16 protein-coding genes are annotated in these 17114 nt (G+C 37.7%); 4 read left to right on the top strand and 12 right to left on the bottom strand.

The window, feature by feature from the left end:
* Nucleotides 1-171 precede the first annotated feature (171 nt).
* Complete coding sequence (gene uvrA, locus ACY2LT_RS09590; protein WP_491815396.1) at nucleotides 172-2982, top strand: excinuclease ABC subunit UvrA; 2811 nt, start codon at nucleotides 172-174, stop codon at nucleotides 2980-2982.
* Here the strand turns inward: uvrA and ACY2LT_RS09585 are convergent.
* Nucleotides 2979-3419 (bottom strand): cupin domain-containing protein, encoded by a 441-nt coding sequence (locus tag ACY2LT_RS09585; protein WP_491815394.1) that lies wholly within the window; start codon nucleotides 3417-3419, stop codon nucleotides 2979-2981. The genes uvrA and ACY2LT_RS09585 overlap by 4 nt on opposite strands.
* A 252-nt stretch (nucleotides 3420-3671) precedes the next feature.
* Nucleotides 3672-4043 carry a heavy-metal-associated domain-containing protein gene (locus ACY2LT_RS09580; protein WP_491815393.1) on the bottom strand — a complete coding sequence of 124 codons (372 nt, stop codon included), beginning with the start codon at nucleotides 4041-4043 and terminating at the stop codon, nucleotides 3672-3674.
* A 188-nt stretch (nucleotides 4044-4231) separates the two neighbouring features.
* Between ACY2LT_RS09580 and ACY2LT_RS09575 the strand changes: the two genes are divergently transcribed.
* Genes ACY2LT_RS09575 through ACY2LT_RS09565 form a run of 3 tightly spaced genes read left to right on the top strand, consistent with a single transcriptional unit; the run spans nucleotide 4232 to nucleotide 8691 of the window.
* Nucleotides 4232-6532, top strand: coding sequence for a TonB-dependent receptor (locus tag ACY2LT_RS09575; protein ID WP_491815392.1), 2301 nt, complete (start codon nucleotides 4232-4234; stop codon nucleotides 6530-6532).
* An 8-nt stretch (nucleotides 6533-6540) separates the two neighbouring features.
* Nucleotides 6541-7356 carry a DUF4249 family protein gene (locus ACY2LT_RS09570; RefSeq protein WP_491815391.1) on the top strand — a complete coding sequence of 272 codons (816 nt, stop codon included), beginning with the start codon at nucleotides 6541-6543 and terminating at the stop codon, nucleotides 7354-7356.
* A 12-nt stretch (nucleotides 7357-7368) separates the two neighbouring features.
* Nucleotides 7369-8691, top strand: a complete 1323-nt coding sequence (locus tag ACY2LT_RS09565) for an alpha/beta fold hydrolase (protein ID WP_491815390.1) — start codon at nucleotides 7369-7371, stop codon at nucleotides 8689-8691.
* A 65-nt stretch (nucleotides 8692-8756) separates the two neighbouring features.
* Here the strand turns inward: ACY2LT_RS09565 and gcvPB are convergent, their stop codons facing one another.
* Genes gcvPB through ACY2LT_RS09515 form a run of 10 tightly spaced genes read right to left on the bottom strand, consistent with a single transcriptional unit; the run spans nucleotide 8757 to nucleotide 17113 of the window.
* Nucleotides 8757-10196 carry an aminomethyl-transferring glycine dehydrogenase subunit GcvPB gene (gene gcvPB, locus ACY2LT_RS09560; protein ID WP_491815388.1) on the bottom strand — a complete coding sequence of 480 codons (1440 nt, stop codon included), beginning with the start codon at nucleotides 10194-10196 and terminating at the stop codon, nucleotides 8757-8759.
* Nucleotides 10177-11019 (bottom strand): ribonuclease III, encoded by an 843-nt coding sequence (gene rnc, locus ACY2LT_RS09555; RefSeq protein WP_491815387.1) that lies wholly within the window; start codon nucleotides 11017-11019, stop codon nucleotides 10177-10179. Before rnc ends, gcvPB begins: the two co-directional genes overlap by 20 nt.
* 11 nt (nucleotides 11020-11030) lie before the next feature.
* On the bottom strand, nucleotides 11031-12290 hold the full coding sequence (gene fabF / locus ACY2LT_RS09550; protein ID WP_491815385.1) for a beta-ketoacyl-ACP synthase II: 1260 nt from the start codon (nucleotides 12288-12290) through the stop codon (nucleotides 11031-11033).
* A gap of 37 nt (nucleotides 12291-12327) precedes the next feature.
* Nucleotides 12328-12561, bottom strand: a complete 234-nt coding sequence (locus ACY2LT_RS09545) for an acyl carrier protein (RefSeq protein ID WP_491815384.1) — start codon at nucleotides 12559-12561, stop codon at nucleotides 12328-12330.
* A gap of 52 nt (nucleotides 12562-12613) precedes the next feature.
* On the bottom strand, nucleotides 12614-13360 hold the full coding sequence (fabG, locus tag ACY2LT_RS09540; RefSeq protein ID WP_491815383.1) for a 3-oxoacyl-[acyl-carrier-protein] reductase: 747 nt from the start codon (nucleotides 13358-13360) through the stop codon (nucleotides 12614-12616).
* Between the two features lie 39 nt (nucleotides 13361-13399).
* The gene (gene fabD / locus ACY2LT_RS09535) at nucleotides 13400-14317 is read right to left on the bottom strand and encodes an ACP S-malonyltransferase (protein ID WP_491815382.1); all 918 of its coding nucleotides are present in this window, start codon (nucleotides 14315-14317) and stop codon (nucleotides 13400-13402) included.
* A gap of 10 nt (nucleotides 14318-14327) precedes the next feature.
* A complete protein-coding gene (locus ACY2LT_RS09530) occupies nucleotides 14328-15317 on the bottom strand; it encodes a beta-ketoacyl-ACP synthase III (RefSeq protein WP_491815380.1) in 990 nt (329 codons plus the stop codon).
* A 26-nt stretch (nucleotides 15318-15343) separates the two neighbouring features.
* Nucleotides 15344-16372: a phosphate acyltransferase PlsX gene (plsX, locus tag ACY2LT_RS09525; protein WP_491815379.1), complete on the bottom strand. Its 1029-nt coding sequence runs from the start codon at nucleotides 16370-16372 to the stop codon at nucleotides 15344-15346.
* A 26-nt stretch (nucleotides 16373-16398) separates the two neighbouring features.
* A complete protein-coding gene (rpmF, locus tag ACY2LT_RS09520; protein ID WP_491815378.1) occupies nucleotides 16399-16566 on the bottom strand; it encodes a 50S ribosomal protein L32 in 168 nt (55 codons plus the stop codon).
* A 22-nt stretch (nucleotides 16567-16588) separates the two neighbouring features.
* Nucleotides 16589-17113 (bottom strand): YceD family protein, encoded by a 525-nt coding sequence (locus ACY2LT_RS09515; RefSeq protein ID WP_491815376.1) that lies wholly within the window; start codon nucleotides 17111-17113, stop codon nucleotides 16589-16591.
* Nucleotide 17114: the final 1 nt, after the last annotated feature.

Genomic DNA, 17114 nt, shown 5'->3' with positions numbered 1-17114 from the left:
TTACTTAGTCGTAATATACGTTCTTTTTTTATCTTCATCTTAGTAGATAAGAAAAATCAAATTGTCGAATAAGTAAATAGTATTTTTCTATTTTAATGAATACAATTCACAGATTTTTTTTCTCATTTTTTAGTCTTAATTTTGCTCTTTTATATATAGAAAAATTTCGTAATGAAAGGAAGCAAAGAACAAAATAAAGTAAAATATATTGAAATCAGGAATGCACGCACTCATAATTTAAAGAACATTTCGGTAGCAATACCAAGAAACCAACTAACAGTAATAACAGGTGTAAGCGGTTCGGGAAAATCCTCGCTTGCTTTTGATACGCTATATGCCGAAGGACAAAGACGATTTGTTGAATCACTTTCAGCATATGCACGACAGTTTCTCGAAAGAATAAGCAAACCAGATGTTGATAGTATCACCGGGCTACCTCCTGCAATTGCTATTGGGCAAAGCCCGCCTGCAAGAAACCCACGTTCTACAGTTGGAACAACGACTGAAATTTATGATTATATCCGATTAATATATGCACGAATTGGTATCTCAATTTGTCATGGTTGTGGCAAAACAATAAGCAAAGATTCACCACAGTCGATAGTGGACAGCATTTTTGAAATGGGGGAAGGATCCAGAATATACATTCTTTTTGCACCAAATTCATTACTAAAGATAGAGGATGAAGAGGAGAAAGTAAAAAAATTAGGCATTAATCGTGTAATTAATATAAAGACCTCCGAAGTAATTGACTTGCACGAGCAATCTATTGAATGGCAACGTTTTGAAAGTAATCTGTATTTTGTAGTTGATAGGCTTGCACTTCGAAAAGATGAAGAAACACGTTCAAGACTTATTGATTCTGTTGAAACAGCCTTCAATATAGGTCAAGGACGCTGTGCAGTATATAATGATACGACCAAAACCATCCGGAAATTCAGTGATATTTATGAATGTGCAGATTGCGGATATGTTTATGAAGAACCGGAACCGAGACTATTTTCATTCAATAATCCAAAAGGTGCGTGTCCGCATTGCCAGGGTTTTGGACGAACAATGGGAATAGACGAAGAGTTGGTAGTTCCGAATAAGAATTTGCCAATAAGCAAAGATGCCATTTATCCATTAAAATCTCCATCGTTTATAAAATACCGACAGGAACTTTTAGAGGCTTGCCGGAGAAACAACATTGATTTAAGCAAGCCTTACAATGAACTAACTGAACAGGAACTTAAAGTAATTTGGGATGGGGATGCTCTTTATGACGGAGTAAATGGTTTCTTTAAAATGCTCGAAGAGAATAATTACAAAGTTCAATATAGAATAATATTGAGCAAATATCGTGGATTTACCCGGTGCAAGCACTGTGGCGGTTCCCGGTTGCGTACTTCGGCGCGTCAGGTGTTCGTCGGTGGCAAAAATATTCCTGAAATTATTCAACTCCCGCTTGAAAAATTACTCGTTTTTTTCCAAGCACTGGAACTCACATCTTACCAAGAGCAAGTAGCATCCCAGATACTTCAAGAAATAGTCAAAAGATTGCAGCTTTTAGCTGATATAGGGCTTGGATATTTGACTTTGTCCAGACTTTCGCATACACTCTCGGGAGGAGAAAGTCAGAGAATTAATTTAGCTACTGCACTTGGTTCGGCACTTGTTGGCACGATGTATGTTCTTGATGAACCAAGTCAGGGGCTACATCCAAGAGATACAGACAGATTAGTGAATATTCTTTTTAAGCTAAGGAACATTGGAAATACTATTGTAGTAGTAGAACACGACCCGGATATTATTCGAAATGCAGATTATATAATAGATATTGGACCAAGAGCAGGAAGTTTTGGCGGAGAGATTGTATTCAGTGGAACTTATGATGAAATGAAAAAAAGCGGGAAATCGCTAACAGCATTATATTTATCAGGGAAGATGAAAATACCACTTCCGAGGCAACGTCGTAAAATCAGCAACGAAGGCATTTCATTTTTCAATGTAAAACATAATAATTTAGATATTGAGAAAGTTTCTTTTCCGCTTAATGCTTTAGTGGTTGTAACTGGGGTAAGTGGTTCCGGAAAATCGTCGCTTGTTTACAATGTGCTTTATGCAGGGTTGAAAAAACAAAGTGGGTCTCCTTCAAGCGAAGTCGGACAGTTTTCTAAAATCAGCGGAAGTGAAAAGATAAAATTTGTAGAGATGGTAGATCAATCGAACATTGCTATATCAACACGTTCAACACCTGCAACATATACAAAAGTTTTTGATACAATCAGAGAAGTATTTGCTCAGACACAAGCAGCCCGGCAATTAGGGCTTCGTCCCGGCTATTTTTCGTTCAATGTGCCGGGTGGACGTTGCGACGTATGTGAAGGGGAAGGTTATGTAACTGTTGATATGCAATTTCTTCCGGATGTTCGCCTTGTATGCGAAGCTTGTGGAGGAACCCGCTACAAAAAAGAAGCACGCAATATTTATTACAACGGGAAAAATATTGTAGATGTACTGGATATGACAATAGACGAAGCAGCAGTTTTTTTCTACGATCATCCAAAAATTGTAAATAAATTAGGAATATTGCAAAAAGTTGGGCTTGGATACCTGAAATTAGGTCAATCAAGTTCTATGCTTTCAGGAGGTGAAAGTCAAAGAATAAAGCTTGCAACTCATTTGGATTCGACAGTAGAAGGGCACACTTTGTTTATTTTCGATGAACCAACAACTGGATTGCATCTTGATGATATTTCGAAACTACTTATGGCAATTCAGGAGTTGGTGGACAAGGGACACTCAGTAGTAGTGATAGAGCACAATCTTCATATTATTTCTGCGGCAGACTGGATTATTGATTTAGGTCCGGAAGCAGGAGAATTTGGAGGTAAAATAGTTGCTGAGGGACCTCCCGAACGTATTGCAAAGACAAAAAATTCTCATACAGGCAAATATCTGCGAAAATTTTTTGAAAATGAATATGGCATTAATCTTTAATCTTGCTTAATCTCGAAATCGTCGAATTCGAATCCGGGAGCGTTTGTGCATCCGACCAAAGAAAATGAATTCTTTTCGAGCGGACGAGCAACCATCCAATGCATTCGAGGAATAAGCAATTGTGGAACCTCATTATTTAAAAGATTATTTCCGAGAATCACTTCATTAATATCGTTTTCGTTTTGATAGTAGCGAATAAGCAAAGGTGAGCCTAAATAAAAGTGCCATATTTCATCGCTTTTTAGTCTATGGACAAGATGATTTTCACTGCTTTGAAGAAGAAAATAGATAGCAGTAGAAAACACTCTATCGCCGGAATATCTATCGGGTAGTGCAAGCTTAGAAATTTTTTCGTCGGAACGATAAGTTTCGCGGAAATAACCACCTTCGGGATGAGGAACTAAATTTAATTTTTTGATTACATCTTCGGCAGTCATTATTACACCAATAATTGTGAAAAGATACAAACACTATAATTTAAGAAAATTGCTATAAAAGAAAAACGCTTTTAAATGAAAAATGCTGTAGAAATTAAATAACCGATAATTTATCATTAAAATAGTAATTAATTTGTAGCTGTTATTTGATTAATTATTTGACGATTGACTCAAATCTATTAATAAAAACAAAAGAGCGAGAGAAATTCCCGCTCTTATTAATATTTAAATGATAATTGATTGCTTTTTAGATTAGTCGTTGCACTTTTTATCTTTTGAACCAGTGCAATTTTTGCTGCAACCAGAATTAGAGGACTTCACATCGGTTTTAGTAGCTTTGATTTCAGTTACGTTTCCAACAGTGTAGCCTAATTTAGCGATGGATTTTTTAATATTTTCTTCGTTAGTTTTATCAGCATCATAAGAAACGCTAACTGTTTTAGAAGCTAAATCGGTATTGTATTTTACAACACCTTTTTCGGCTTTTAAAGTTTTTTCGATTTTACCTTTGCAAGTTTCGCAGGTCATATTGACTGAAAATTTTGCATCTTTTATATTTTCAGCAAAAAGATTGAGCGAAAGAAGAAAAGTTGCAACGAAAAATCCCAAAAATAATTTTTTCATAATAACCCCTTATATAAATGTGAAACAAAATAATAATCTAAAGCAAAATTAAACATATTAACTGTATTATCCAAAAAGTTAATTTATCCTAACAAAATATTTAGTCTTGTTTATTTCAACGAATATTTTGAAACTTTATTATAACTATATACGTTTAAGAAAGAATCAAAGATTAATAAAAGGAGAGTATGAAAAAATATCTATTTGTTTTTTTATTGATTGCAGTAGTGGGAAAAATATTCTGCCAAAGTTCAACTGGAACGATATCGGGAACAGTATCTGAAGAGAAAACAGGCGAGTATATTATTTCTCTGACTGTTGTATTGTATAAAGACTCTATATCAAGTAAACCATTTCGTGGAACTTATACTAATAAATTTGGTTATTATAGTTTCTCGCAAATATTACCGGGGGAATACTATTTAGTAGCCAAAGGAGTTGGATACCAGCAATTTTCTAAGAAAATCAGACTAAAAGAGGGAGAAAATTTACGCCTGAACATAAAAATGAAGACGGCTGATGTAGTAACGGACGAAGTATTGGTAACAGCAGAGCGTTCTTCTGAGGAAGCAATATCAAGAATATCAACAGTAAATATAGCACCAAGTTTTATTTTCAAATTACCGTCGCTCGGAGGCGAAACAGATGTATTCAGGGCATTGCAAACTCTGCCGGGAGTGAAGCAATCGAGCGAACTATCGAGCGGATTATACATCAGAGGAGGTTCACCAGACCAAAATCTGTATCTGCTTGATGGGGTTATTGTTTATAATCCAAATCATTTAGGGGGATTTTTGAGTGTATTTAATGGCGATGCACTTAGAGATATAAAGCTAATTAAAGGTGCTTTTCCGGCTGAATATGGTGGGCGGCTATCGAGCGTTCTGGATATGACAATGAAGGAAGGTAGAAAAGACCGTTTTTCAGCAGATGGAGGTATTAGTTTGATAAGTTCGCGACTGGCAATAGAGGGACCCATCAGCGAAAATGCTTCGTTTATGTTGTCTGGAAGACGGATGTATTTCGACGTGCTTACTTCTATGTTTGTTCCAAAAGATGAAGTGCCCAATTATTATTTTTATGATGTGAATGCAAAAGTAAATTATAAGGTTTCGGAAAATTCTCACATATTTCTTAGTGGATTTTTATGTCGGGATGTATTGGAATCTCCCAATGATGAGGATATGAAGTTTGATATTAACTGGGGAAACAAGACGTCAAATCTTCGATGGTTATATATTGTATCGCCATTATTATTTACAAACTTTTCGCTGATTTATACTGATTATACTTTCCGAACAGATATTTACGACAAAAAGAATATTGCGAACAATTTCATAAGCAAATCACAAATTCGCGATTGGACTTTCCGAGCTGAAGCACAATACTTTCCTGAAAAAAACCACAAGATAAAGACAGGATTGGAAGCAATAAACCATCGTTTTTTAGCTAAAACAGCTTTCAATTTCGAAAACAATTTAGAAATTCCATTTAACAGTAAAGATGCGACAAGCATAGAACTATCGTGTTATTTACAGGACGAATGGGATGTTACAGATAGGTTAGCTACAAATATTGGTTCGAGATTATATTATTTTGAAGAGGCTGATTATATCCGGTTTGAGCCGAGATTTTCCGCAACTTATAAATTAGCAGATAAAACAAGTATTAAAACATCATTTTCAATGGCACATCAGTTTCTGCACCTGATAATACGAAATGATATTTCGGTAATGACAGACCTTTGGTTTCCGTCGACGAAGAATGTTCTTCCAAGCCGTTCTACTCAGACTGTAATTGGTGTGGAACAACTATTTGACGAAGGCAAATATTTACTTTCGTTAGAGGGATACTATAAGAAAATGAATAATTTATATGAATATAAAGATTCAGCAACATTTTCTTTTGGAATACCACTTGAAAATCAATTTACTCGAGGCAACGGAGAAGCATACGGTGTAGAAGTATTTTTTAATAAACGTTTGGGAAATTTTACAGGATGGATAGGCTATACATTATCATGGGCTAAGCGAAAATTTAAAGAACTTAACGAAGGAAAACCATTTTATCCAAGGTATGATCGCCGGCACGATGTAAATATAGTATTAGTTTACGAAATAAGTCCGTCCTGGGAAATTGGTGCAACGTGGTATTATGGGACAGGTCAGGCTTATACTATGCCAACAGGTTCTTTCCGTTTCGAAGAAATAGGTTTGACTGATTACGAAGATATAAAATATCAATATACTGAACGAAACGGGGCGCGTTTGCCTGCATTTCACAAATTAGATGTAAATTTCCTTCATCATTTTGAGTGGTTTTCGCTGCCGTGGACAGTTTCATTGAACATCTACAATGCTTACAACAGACGCAATCCATTTGCCTGGTATATTTCAACTGATTATGACGGCACAACAGAAACAAAAAAATTAAAACAGCTAACTTTATTCCCGCTTATTCCTACAATTGGATTAAGTTTTAAAATATAGGTGAAATAATGAAAAAAATATATTTCTTTCTGATTTTATTAATTGGGTTAGGATTATCATCGTGCGAAGAAGAAGTAACAGGAATAACTTTACCATATCGGGAACAATTGGTAATAAGAGCGGTTCTCGAAGCCGGAGAGAAAATCGGCAACATTCGGGTTGAAAGAACTATACCGCCGTTGGAAAATTACACTGTTGAGAAAGCATTAGTGAATGATGCTGTTTTGATAATCGATGATGGTGAACAGCTTGATACATTAACATACAAAAACGGTTACTATAATTCGAAATTAACAGCACAGTCCGGAAAACTATATAAATTATATGCTTACTGGAAACATCACAAGGCATACGGTGAAACAATCGTTCCTGAACAAGTAGGTTTCGATGAAGTTTTTGTTGAGTTTCAAAAAGAGGCAACAATTTTTGAAGACTATTACAGAGCAACTGTATATACATATATCACACCTAACGAAAAATATGTTTATACAACAGGCATATCGTTCAACAATATTATTTATGGGAATTACGATGAGATATTTACTTATTCACGTCGCACCCCAGATAATAGACTTAAAATAATTTTCACATATATTGGTGGGAATGATTCACTTGGAATAAAAAAAGAATTAAATAATTATAAATTTGTAATTTTGAGTTATGATAAACAATATTATGATTATTTTATAACTCGAAATAATGGTAACAGCGACGATGATATTTTTGGCAATGTTGGGTCAAACGTTCGTTGGAATATAAAAGGAGATGGAATCGGTATGTTTATTGGACGAAATATAGTCGTCAAAAAAGCTAAAATAAATTAAGGAGGCAAAAAGGTGAAAAAAACGCTGTTTTTTTTGGCTTTATCAATAATAATTATGGTCAATTCAGTTTATTCAGAGGAACCAGAACAAATAGCATTGAAATTTTTGAATTTGTTGAAACAAGAAAAATTTTCAGAAGCAGAAAAATTGGTAGCAGAAGGAGCATTGAAATATCTATCGGCAGATAAGACGAAAGATTTCTGGCTTCAACTTGACAGTCGTTACGGAAAAGTAGTTAAATTCGGTACACCGGAAAAACAAAAATCTTTAAAGAACAACATATATCTCATTAAATTCTATTTTGAAAGTGATTCGCTTAATTGTAGAATAGTTGTTGATGAAGCGCAGAAAATATCGGCGATGTTGTTTGTTCCGTTTGCTCGAGATTATTCTTTCAGTTTGCCAAATTATGCTGACACAACAAAGTTTTACGAAATAGAAACAACATTTGGAGTTCCAGGTTGGGAACTGCCAGCAAAAGTTACAATTCCCAGAAGAGGCGGGCAATTTCCAGCAGTTGTGTTGGTTCACGGTTCAGGACCAAACGATATGGACGAAACAATAGGCGGGCACAAAGTATTTAGAGACATTGCATACGGACTTTCGAGCAATGGAATAGTAGTGTTTCGCTACGAGAAGCGAACCCGTGAATATCCGAGCAAAATCGCTCAGAATTATGATAATTTAACAGTCTGGGAAGAAACGATGGAGGATGCAATCAAAGCGGTTGCCTTTCTTCAGGAACAAGATTATGTTGATCCGTATAAAATATATGTGTTAGGGCACAGTCTTGGTGGACATATTGCACCACGCATAGCACAATCTTACAGCGGGATATCCGGAATCATAATAATGAACGGGAATGCACGCAAGCTTCATCAAGTAGTGGTGGATCAATATGATTATATCTTTAATTTGGATGGAAGAGTGAATGATTATGAAGCAAATGAATTAAGTAAAGTTCGCAGACAGGTTGGAATGCTCGAAAAGGGAGAGTTTACAGATTCGACTTCTCGTGATTCGTTACTACTAATGCTTCCTGCAAAATACTGGAAAGACTTAACGAAATACGATCCGGTAGAAGTAGCGAAAAAGCTTGAAATACCTATTCTTATATTAGCTGCTGAAAATGACTATCAAATATTACCATTAGAATTCGATTTATGGAAGAAAAATCTTGGTAACAAGAAAAATGTTTCATTCAAAATGTTTCCAAAACTAAATCATCTGATGGTATATTCGCCCCAAAAATCCAAACCTGCAGACTACGAGAAAGAAGGAAATGTAAGCGATGAAGTTATAAAAACGATTATAGAATGGATAAAGAAAAAATAGAAAAATCATCAAAAAAGAGGCTGGAAATCAGCCTCTTTTTTTATTTATTAATATACTTGTAAGTACTACCATCTTACGTTAATCTTGCGAGCAGCAAGAGCATCGTCTAATCTTCTTACCGGGGTAGTAGTCGGAGCCGAAAGAACAAGTTCTTTGTTAGTTTTAGCTTCGTTTGAAATTTTGATTAAAGCTTCGGCAAAAAGTTCAAGATTTTCTTTTGACTCGGTTTCGGTAGGTTCTACAAGCATAGCTTCGTGAACAATAAGCGGGAAGTAGATAGTAGGAGCGTGGAAACCATAGTCAAGAAGACGTTTTGCAATATCTTTAGCTGAAACACCATATTCTTTTTGATAATCGGCTGAACAGACGAATTCGTGCATACAAAATTCTTTGTAAGGCATCAGATATTCGTGTTCGATTAATTTCATCAGATAGTTTGCGTTGATAATAGCGTTTTCACTAATGCGGCGAAGATTTTCCTTTCCGAGCATACGCATATAAGTATAGGCACGAACGACCACACCGTAGTTACCAAAAAATGCGTGCATACTACCGATTGTTTTTTCTGTATTGCGAACAATAACGAATTTTTCCCCTTCCTTTTGAACCTGAGGAACAGGAAGGAACGGGATAAGTTTTTCACTTACGCAGATAGGACCTGAACCAGGACCACCGCCACCGTGAGGAGTAGAGAAAGTTTTATGCAAGTTGATATGAACACAATCGAATCCCATATCGCCGGGACGGACAATACCGAGCAGTGCATTTAGATTAGCACCGTCCATATACATAAGTCCGCCACAACCGTGAATAATTTGCTCAATTTCACGAATATTTGTTTCGAATACGCCCACTGTATTAGGATTGGTAATCATAAATCCGGCAACAGTATCATTAACTTTGCTTCGAAGGTCGTTAATATCAATGCGACCATCAGGAAGACTATTAACTGTAACGACCTGGAAGCCGGCGATAGCAGCAGATGCAGGGTTTGTTCCGTGAGCAGAATCAGGAATAAGGATAACGTTTCGTTTGTCATCACCGCGGTCTTTGTGGTATGCACGGAACAGCAGAATTCCTGTAAGTTCGCCTTGGGAACCAGCAGATGGTTGGAGAGTAACACCTTGCAAACCTGTTACTTCTTTAAGGAATTCACCGCATTCATAAATCACGCGCAAAGCCCCCTGAACGTGTTCGTCTTGGGAGCAAGGATGAATTTCAGCAAAACCTGGCATCGAAGCTACTTTTTCATTAACTTTTGGGTTGTATTTCATAGTGCAGGAGCCAAGCGGATAGACTCCATCTTCGATAGAATAATTAAGTTTTGAGAGTTTCACGAAATGGCGAGAAACTTCATTTTCGCTAATTTCGGACAAATTTGGTTCGCTTTTGCGTAAAAATTTATCAGGCACGAGATTGGATAATTCAGCAGCAGGAACATCGAGTTGTGGCAGAGTATAGCCGCGTCTGCCGGGGCGAGATTTTTCAATTATCAACTTTTCCATCGCACTTTTCTTTTATATTAGTGAATAAATTAAGTTCAATAGCATTGTGAGCAGCCTCTTGCTCAGCAGATTTTTTATTTTTTCCGCTTCCTGTTCCTAAAAGAATATTTTCGACGTAGACACCTACTTCGAAATGTTTGCAATGGTCGGGACCGCTTTCGGACAGGACTTTATAAACAGGTGAGGGAAATCCTAAACTTTGAACTTTTTCGAGCAATAGGCTTTTATAATTAGTATCAACAATCAGATTAGACTGAACAATAATAGGAACCAAGACTTCAACAACAAAGCGTCGAGCGTTTTGAAAACCAGAATCCAAGTAAATAGCGGCAATAATTGCTTCGATAGAGTCAGCAACAATTGAATCGCTACCATCTTTGAGCGCTTTCTCGGCACTGAAGCTAAGCATAATGAATTTATCAATACCGAGAGAGAACCCACAATGAGAGAGCGAATGACTATTGACCAAACGAGAACGAAGTTTAGTAAGTTCGCCTTCGCTGAATTCCGGATTAGATTTAAATAAAAAATCAGAGACGATTAGATTGAGCAAGGAATCGCCCAAAAATTCCAATCTTTCGTTTGAACGAAAGCCACCTTCTGAACCAATAACAGTAAGATATGAGCGATGAGTAAGAGCCTGCTCAAAAATACCAACGTAATTGATTTTAGTCTGAAGAATATTTTCGAGTTCTGATTTTTTATCAGTAGACAAAAAGCCAACCACCGGGAAAAAGTCCGGGTGATTGGCATTTGTATCGAGAGCTCTAAGATTAAGAATCTTAGAAAAAGTAGAAAACAATTTATTAAATAAGTCTTTCATTTGTCCAAAGACTACATTTCGAATGCTTTGAAACAAATAGTAGCATTATGTCCGCCAAATCCGAAAGTATTGCTGAGAGCAGCTTTAATCTGGCGTTTTTCAGACTTATTAGGTACATAATACAGGTCGCATTCGGGGTCTGGTGTTTGATAATTAATAGTCGGAGGCAAAAATCCTTCGTAAATAGCCAGAGCAGTAGCAATAGCCTCGACAGCACCAGCAGCACCGAGAAGATGTCCTGTCATAGATTTAGTTGAGCTTACAGGGATTTTGTAAGCACGTTCACCGAAAACAGTTTTGATAGCAGCCGTTTCGGTTTTATCGTTGAAAGGAGTGGATGTTCCGTGGGCATTGATATAATCAATATCATCAGGAACAAGACCAGCATCCTCGATAGCAAGTTTCATAGAACGAACAGCACCTTCGCCACCGGCAGCCGGCTGAGTGATGTGGTATGCATCGTCAGTAAGACCGAAGCCAGCAACTTCAGCATAGATACGAGCGCCGCGGCTGATAGCGTGTTCTAATGTTTCGAGGACAAGGACACCTGCACCTTCACCGATAACAAAGCCATCGCGGTCGCGGTCGAACGGACGACTGGCTGTTTCCGGGGAATCATTGCGAGTGGATAAAGCTTTAAGAGCATTAAAACCACCAACTCCCATAGGACAAACAACTGCTTCACTACCACCAGTAATCATAATATCTGCATCACCGCGTTGCAATAGCATCAAAGCATCAGCAATCGAGTGAGAGGAAGTAGCACAAGCAGATACAGTACCATAATTTGGACCTTTAAGTCCCCAGCGAATAGCAATGTGTCCGGCAGCGATATCAGAAATAAGCATTGGCACAAAAAAAGGAGAAATCCTATCAGGATTTCCGCCACGCTTATAAAGTTCTTCTTGTTGGTAATGATACGTCCACATACCACCGATACCGGAGCCAAGGACTACACCTGCACGCTCACGATTGATTTTTTCGACGTCCAAATTGGCGTCTTCGATAGCCATAGCGGCGGCGGCAATAGCGAAGTGGGTGAACATATCCATTCGCTGAACTTCTTTTCGATTAATGTATTGAAGTGGGTCGAAGTTTTTAACTTCACAAGCGAATTTCGTATCGAAATTTGATGCATCAAAACGTGTGATAGGAGCAGAACCGCTACGCCCTTCGAGCAAACCTTGCTTGTATTCAGCAAGGTTGTTGCCAATAGGAGTAACGGCACCCATTCCTGTGATAACAACACGTGGGAAATTATATTTCGGCATAACTCTCCGCCGTATGTTTTAATTTAACAATACAAAATTATTTTTTTGAAGAAAGGAAATTGAGAACATCGCCAACAGTTTGGATTTTCTCAGCTTCGCTATCTTCAATTTGAACATTGAATTCTTTTTCGAATTCCATAATGAGTTCTACTGTGTCTAATGAATCAGCACCCAAATCTTTTGTGAATGAAGCTTCGTCAGTGATTTGAGATTCTTCGACACCAAGTTTTTTTACAATAATTTCTTTTACTTTTGCTCTTAATTCGTCCATTTTGAACTCCTAAAAAAAAGTTAAACAAAAAAAAATATAGAAAAAAGGGAAATTATTCCATCAACATACCGCCATTGACGTGAAGCACCTGACCAGTGATATAGCTTGCGTCGTCGCTTGCAAGGAAGGTAACTGCTGCAGCAATATCTTCTGGTTCAGCAACACGTTTGAGAGGGATATTAACTAAGAAAGCATTTTTTTGCTCATCAGTTAATTTATCAGTCATTGGGGTGCGAACATATCCCGGAGCAACAAGATTAACAAGAATGTTGCGAGAAGCAAGTTCGCGAGCAATAGATTTGGTAAAGCCAATCATTCCTGCTTTGGAAGCAGAGTAATTAGCTTGTCCAGCGTTGCCCATAGTGCCGACAACTGAACCTATGTTAATAATTCTTCCGTAGCGTTGGCTCATCATAGGACGGGAGACAACCTTTGTGCAGATAAAGGCACCTTTCAAGTTTGTATTCAGGACAGCATCCCATTCGTCTTCGCTCATACGCATTAGAAGATTATCACGAGTGATGCCGGCGTTATTGACAAGAATATCAATACGCGATGATTTGGCAAGTATATCATCAACGACTTTCTGAATGGAATCGAATGAAGTAACATCGGCTTGCATAGGAACAATTCTATCGCGAATTGCAGCATCTTCGATGAATACTTCATTTTCATCAGGAATACGGTAATCAAGTGCATAAACGAAAGCACCTTCGCGGGCAAATCTTTCAGCAATAGCCTTGCCTATACCCCGACAACCGCCTGTAATAACTGCTATTTTATTTTCAAATCTTTGCATAAATTACCACAAATTAAAAAGTTAAATATACTAAAAATTTTACTTTTGCAAATCATCAAATTTATCGTAACCTAAAATCTCAACATTTTCTAATGTGCGTTTTACAAGCCCTTGGATCACCTGACCGGGACCAAGTTCGACAAAGCGGGTAATACCATCGTCGAACATTTGACGAAGAGACTGAGTCCAAAGCACAGGAGCAGTTAGTTGGGCAATCAGGGCATTTTTAATTTCATCGGCGTTAGTCAGGGGCTTAGCATACACATTAGAATAAACAGGAACTTTTGCATTTTTGAACTCGATAGTATTGATAGCTTTTTCAAGTTCAAGTTGGGCAGGTTTCATAAGCGGAGAATGGAAAGCACCGCTAACCACTAATTCTTTAACTAATTTAGCACCTGCTTCTTTGAATGCATTAACGTTGTTTCTGAGATAATCACGTGAGCCAGAAACGACCACCTGACCTGGCGAATTGAAGTTAGCAGCAACAACCACAGCATCGTTGTTGTTTTGATTAAGTTTATTGCACACTTCAATAACTTTATCATCATCAAGATTGAGGACGGCAAACATAGTGCCGGGAAGTTCTTCACCAGCGGAATACATAAGCTGTCCGCGAAGAGAAACAAGGCGAATAGCGTCTTCAAATTCAATTACACCAGCTATATATAAAGCAGCATATTCACCAACTGAATGTCCGGCAACTGCATCAAAGGCAAGTTTTTCTTTCAGTAATTCATAAAGAACAGCTGAATGCAGAAAAATAGCAGGCTGAGTGAAACGAGTTTGCTTCAAAACATCCATTGGACCATTGAAGCAAATTTCAGAAAGAGAGAAATCTAATATTTCGTCTGCTTTTTGAATGATTTCTTTAGCTATATTTGAATTATCAAATAAATCTTTCATCATTCCAACATATTGCGATCCCTGACCCGAGCAGAGCAAAGCAGTTTTCATAATACCTCCGTTAATCATTCATATTCCATTTTAAATAAACTGAACCCCAAGTAAATCCAGCTCCAAAGCTTGCCAAAATAACATTATGACCTTTTTTTAGTAAGCCTTTTTCGAGCCATTCGGATAAACAGATTGGAATTGTGGCAGCAGTAGTATTGCCATACTTGTCAATATTAACCATAGTTTGTTCGCGGGACAATCCCATACGTTCAGCAGTAGCAGTAATAATACGAAGATTAGCCTGATGAGGAACGAGCCAATTAATATCTTCGCTTTTTAGATTATTGCGTTTCATAATTTCGACAGTAACTTCTGCCATACCTACAACAGCATATTTGAAAACATTCTTTCCATCCTGATAGATGTAATGTTCGCCGTTGGCAACAGTTTCTGCTGAAGCTGGTTTGAAACTACCACCAGCAACCATATGCAGGTATTGTCCGCCGGAACCATCAAGATGCAGAATATGGTCAAGCACACCCATCGAGTCGTCATTAGATTTTTCAATAAGGCAAACCCCGGCACCATCACCGAAAAGAATTGCCTGGTTGCGATCCTGAAAGTTCACAATAGAGCTCATTTTATCTGCACCACAAAGAAGGACATTGCGGCAGACGCCACTTTCAACTAATCCAGCGGCAGTAGTAAGAGCAAAGACAAATCCGGAACAAGCAGCTGAGAGGTCGAACCCCCAAGCGTTTTTCAATCCCAGTTTATTTTGAACCACAGCAGCAGTAGATGGGAAGAAATGATCCGGAGTAACAGTAGCTACAATAATACAGTCTATATCATCTTTGGAAATGCCACGTTTGGCAATACATTGTTCCGCAGCAGGAACAATCAGGTCGCTTGTAGCACCAGATTTAGCGAAACGTCTTTGGTGGATACCGGTGCGTTCGAGTATCCATTCGTTGCTTGTATCGAGATAGCTCTCAAAGTAGGAATTGTCGTAAACATCTGGTGGCAGATAATGAGCTATGGAAGAAATTGTTGCAGTCATATTCAAATCTCAAATTAATCAAAATATTATGTCAATTGCAAAGCATTTTCAATTTTGTTATTAATATTGTTCAATGAAAATTCGATAGAGCGAATAATCATATTTTTTATTGCTTTGGGCGAGGACTTGCCGTGGCCGATGATGACAACTCCATTAACACCCAAGAGAGGCACTCCACCATATTCTTGATAATCAAACTCGGAAAGAATATTTTTCAAGGTTGGCACCATCATACCAACTTTTAATTTATTGAATATGCTTCTTGAAGAATAATCTTTGATTTTTGATTTCAGGATACCGATAAAGCTTTCTGCTAATTTTAGTACAATATTGCCAGTAAAGCCATCGCATACAACGACATCGGCAGCACCGGTAAGAATATCACGTCCTTCGATATTACCAATAAAATTAAGAGAACTTTTAGAAAGCAGTTGGTAAGTTTCGCGGATAGCGTCAGTACCTTTTGTTTCTTCCTCGCCAATATTGAGCAAAGCAACAGATGGACGTTCAATACCAAGAGAATGCTGAAGGAAAGTGCTACCCATTACAGCAAACTCATAAAGGAAACGAGGACGAAGGTCGATTGTAGCACCGACATCTAAAACAAAAGAAGGACGACCAGATATAGTTGGCATCATTGCACCGATAGTTGGGCGGGAAACACCTTTAATACGTCCCAAAAGCATAGTGGATACAGACAGCATAGCGCCTGTATTACCCGCAGAAACGAAAGCGTCGGCTTTACCTTCCGAGTGAAGTTTTGCAGCAACAAACAACGAAGAACCCTGTTTAGTTCGGAGAGCTGAAACAGGGTCGTCGTGCATAGTAATTACATCATCGGTATGGATAATGGAATAAGCACTTTTAGGCAAATCGACCTGGGCAAGTACATCATTGATTTTATTTTGGTTTCCGACGAAGACCAATTCAAGGTCAATTGAATCAGGTACTTCTTTGTAAGCCAAAAATGCACCTTGAATTTCATTCACAGGTGCAAAATCACCGCCCATAGAGTCGAGTGCTATTCGAATTTTGTTTTTACTGTTTCCAGTCATATTAAAAGATACAGCACCACAAGCAATTAAACAATTTTACGGCCGTTGTAGTAACCGCATTCAGGGCAAGCTGAATGAGAGAGTTTCATAGCGCCGCAATTTGGGCACGCAACAGTTTGCGATGCAACTGCTTTGTAGTGTGTTCTTCTTTTATCTCTTCTAGTTTTCGAAAATTTACGATTTGGATTTGGCATAATAAAATTCCTTAAGAATATATTAATTTAACTTAATTTTTTTCAAAGCACTCCAACGTTCATCGATTTGTACTTTTTCATCAGAAATAGTATCATTAATTTCAGCAGAAAATTCCGGGTGCAAATCCGCAAAAGTCTTATCGCGATATTGAGGAGCAATTCGTTTCATTGGAATAGAAACAGTCAATTGCTCGCGAACATCATCGGAAATATCGAAAAACTCGTCATCTTCGTGGACAGCTCTTTCAGTATCGGGATCGTCATAATTACCTTTGTTCAACAAGAACAATTCGGTATCAGCAATAAAAGAAACATTTATTTCCGACGAGATAGTATCGGTATATTCTTCGAGGGACAAATCGCAGATAAGTTTTATCTGGCATTCAGCAAAGCCAGTAATAGTAAAGCGTTTGCCAATTTTTCGAAGCTTACCGATAAAAGACACATTTCCAAAGAACTCGGGCAGCATTCCATCAACTTCGCTTACAGGAACGGTTTCGTTAACTTCGTGAATACCATCTTTTATTCCGTGTATCCTAATTTTCATC

The sequence above is a fragment of the Eximiradius proteiniborus genome (assembly GCF_058546985.1).
Note: the sequence above shows the minus strand (reverse complement) of the source record. Positions and strands in the feature narration are given on the sequence as shown.

Excerpts from the sequence above, each read along its gene's own strand:
- rnc (WP_491815387.1), bottom strand. The coding sequence starts at position 11,019 with ATGAAAGACTTATTTAATAAATTGTTTTCTACTTTTTCTAAGATTCTT.
- fabD (WP_491815382.1), bottom strand. The coding sequence starts at position 14,317 with ATGAAAACTGCTTTGCTCTGCTCGGGTCAGGGATCGCAATATGTTGGA.
- ACY2LT_RS09530 (WP_491815380.1), bottom strand. The coding sequence starts at position 15,317 with ATGACTGCAACAATTTCTTCCATAGCTCATTATCTGCCACCAGATGTT.
- fabF (WP_491815385.1), bottom strand. The coding sequence starts at position 12,290 with ATGCCGAAATATAATTTCCCACGTGTTGTTATCACAGGAATGGGTGCC.
- ACY2LT_RS09515 (WP_491815376.1), bottom strand. The coding sequence starts at position 17,113 with ATGAAAATTAGGATACACGGAATAAAAGATGGTATTCACGAAGTTAAC.
- uvrA (WP_491815396.1), top strand. The coding sequence starts at position 172 with ATGAAAGGAAGCAAAGAACAAAATAAAGTAAAATATATTGAAATCAGG.
- ACY2LT_RS09580 (WP_491815393.1), bottom strand. The coding sequence starts at position 4,043 with ATGAAAAAATTATTTTTGGGATTTTTCGTTGCAACTTTTCTTCTTTCG.
- ACY2LT_RS09585 (WP_491815394.1), bottom strand. The coding sequence starts at position 3,419 with ATGACTGCCGAAGATGTAATCAAAAAATTAAATTTAGTTCCTCATCCC.
- rpmF (WP_491815378.1), bottom strand. The coding sequence starts at position 16,566 with ATGCCAAATCCAAATCGTAAATTTTCGAAAACTAGAAGAGATAAAAGA.
- ACY2LT_RS09570 (WP_491815391.1), top strand. The coding sequence starts at position 6,541 with ATGAAAAAAATATATTTCTTTCTGATTTTATTAATTGGGTTAGGATTA.
- fabG (WP_491815383.1), bottom strand. The coding sequence starts at position 13,360 with ATGCAAAGATTTGAAAATAAAATAGCAGTTATTACAGGCGGTTGTCGG.
- plsX (WP_491815379.1), bottom strand. The coding sequence starts at position 16,372 with ATGACTGGAAACAGTAAAAACAAAATTCGAATAGCACTCGACTCTATG.
- ACY2LT_RS09575 (WP_491815392.1), top strand. The coding sequence starts at position 4,232 with ATGAAAAAATATCTATTTGTTTTTTTATTGATTGCAGTAGTGGGAAAA.
- ACY2LT_RS09545 (WP_491815384.1), bottom strand. The coding sequence starts at position 12,561 with ATGGACGAATTAAGAGCAAAAGTAAAAGAAATTATTGTAAAAAAACTT.
- gcvPB (WP_491815388.1), bottom strand. The coding sequence starts at position 10,196 with ATGGAAAAGTTGATAATTGAAAAATCTCGCCCCGGCAGACGCGGCTAT.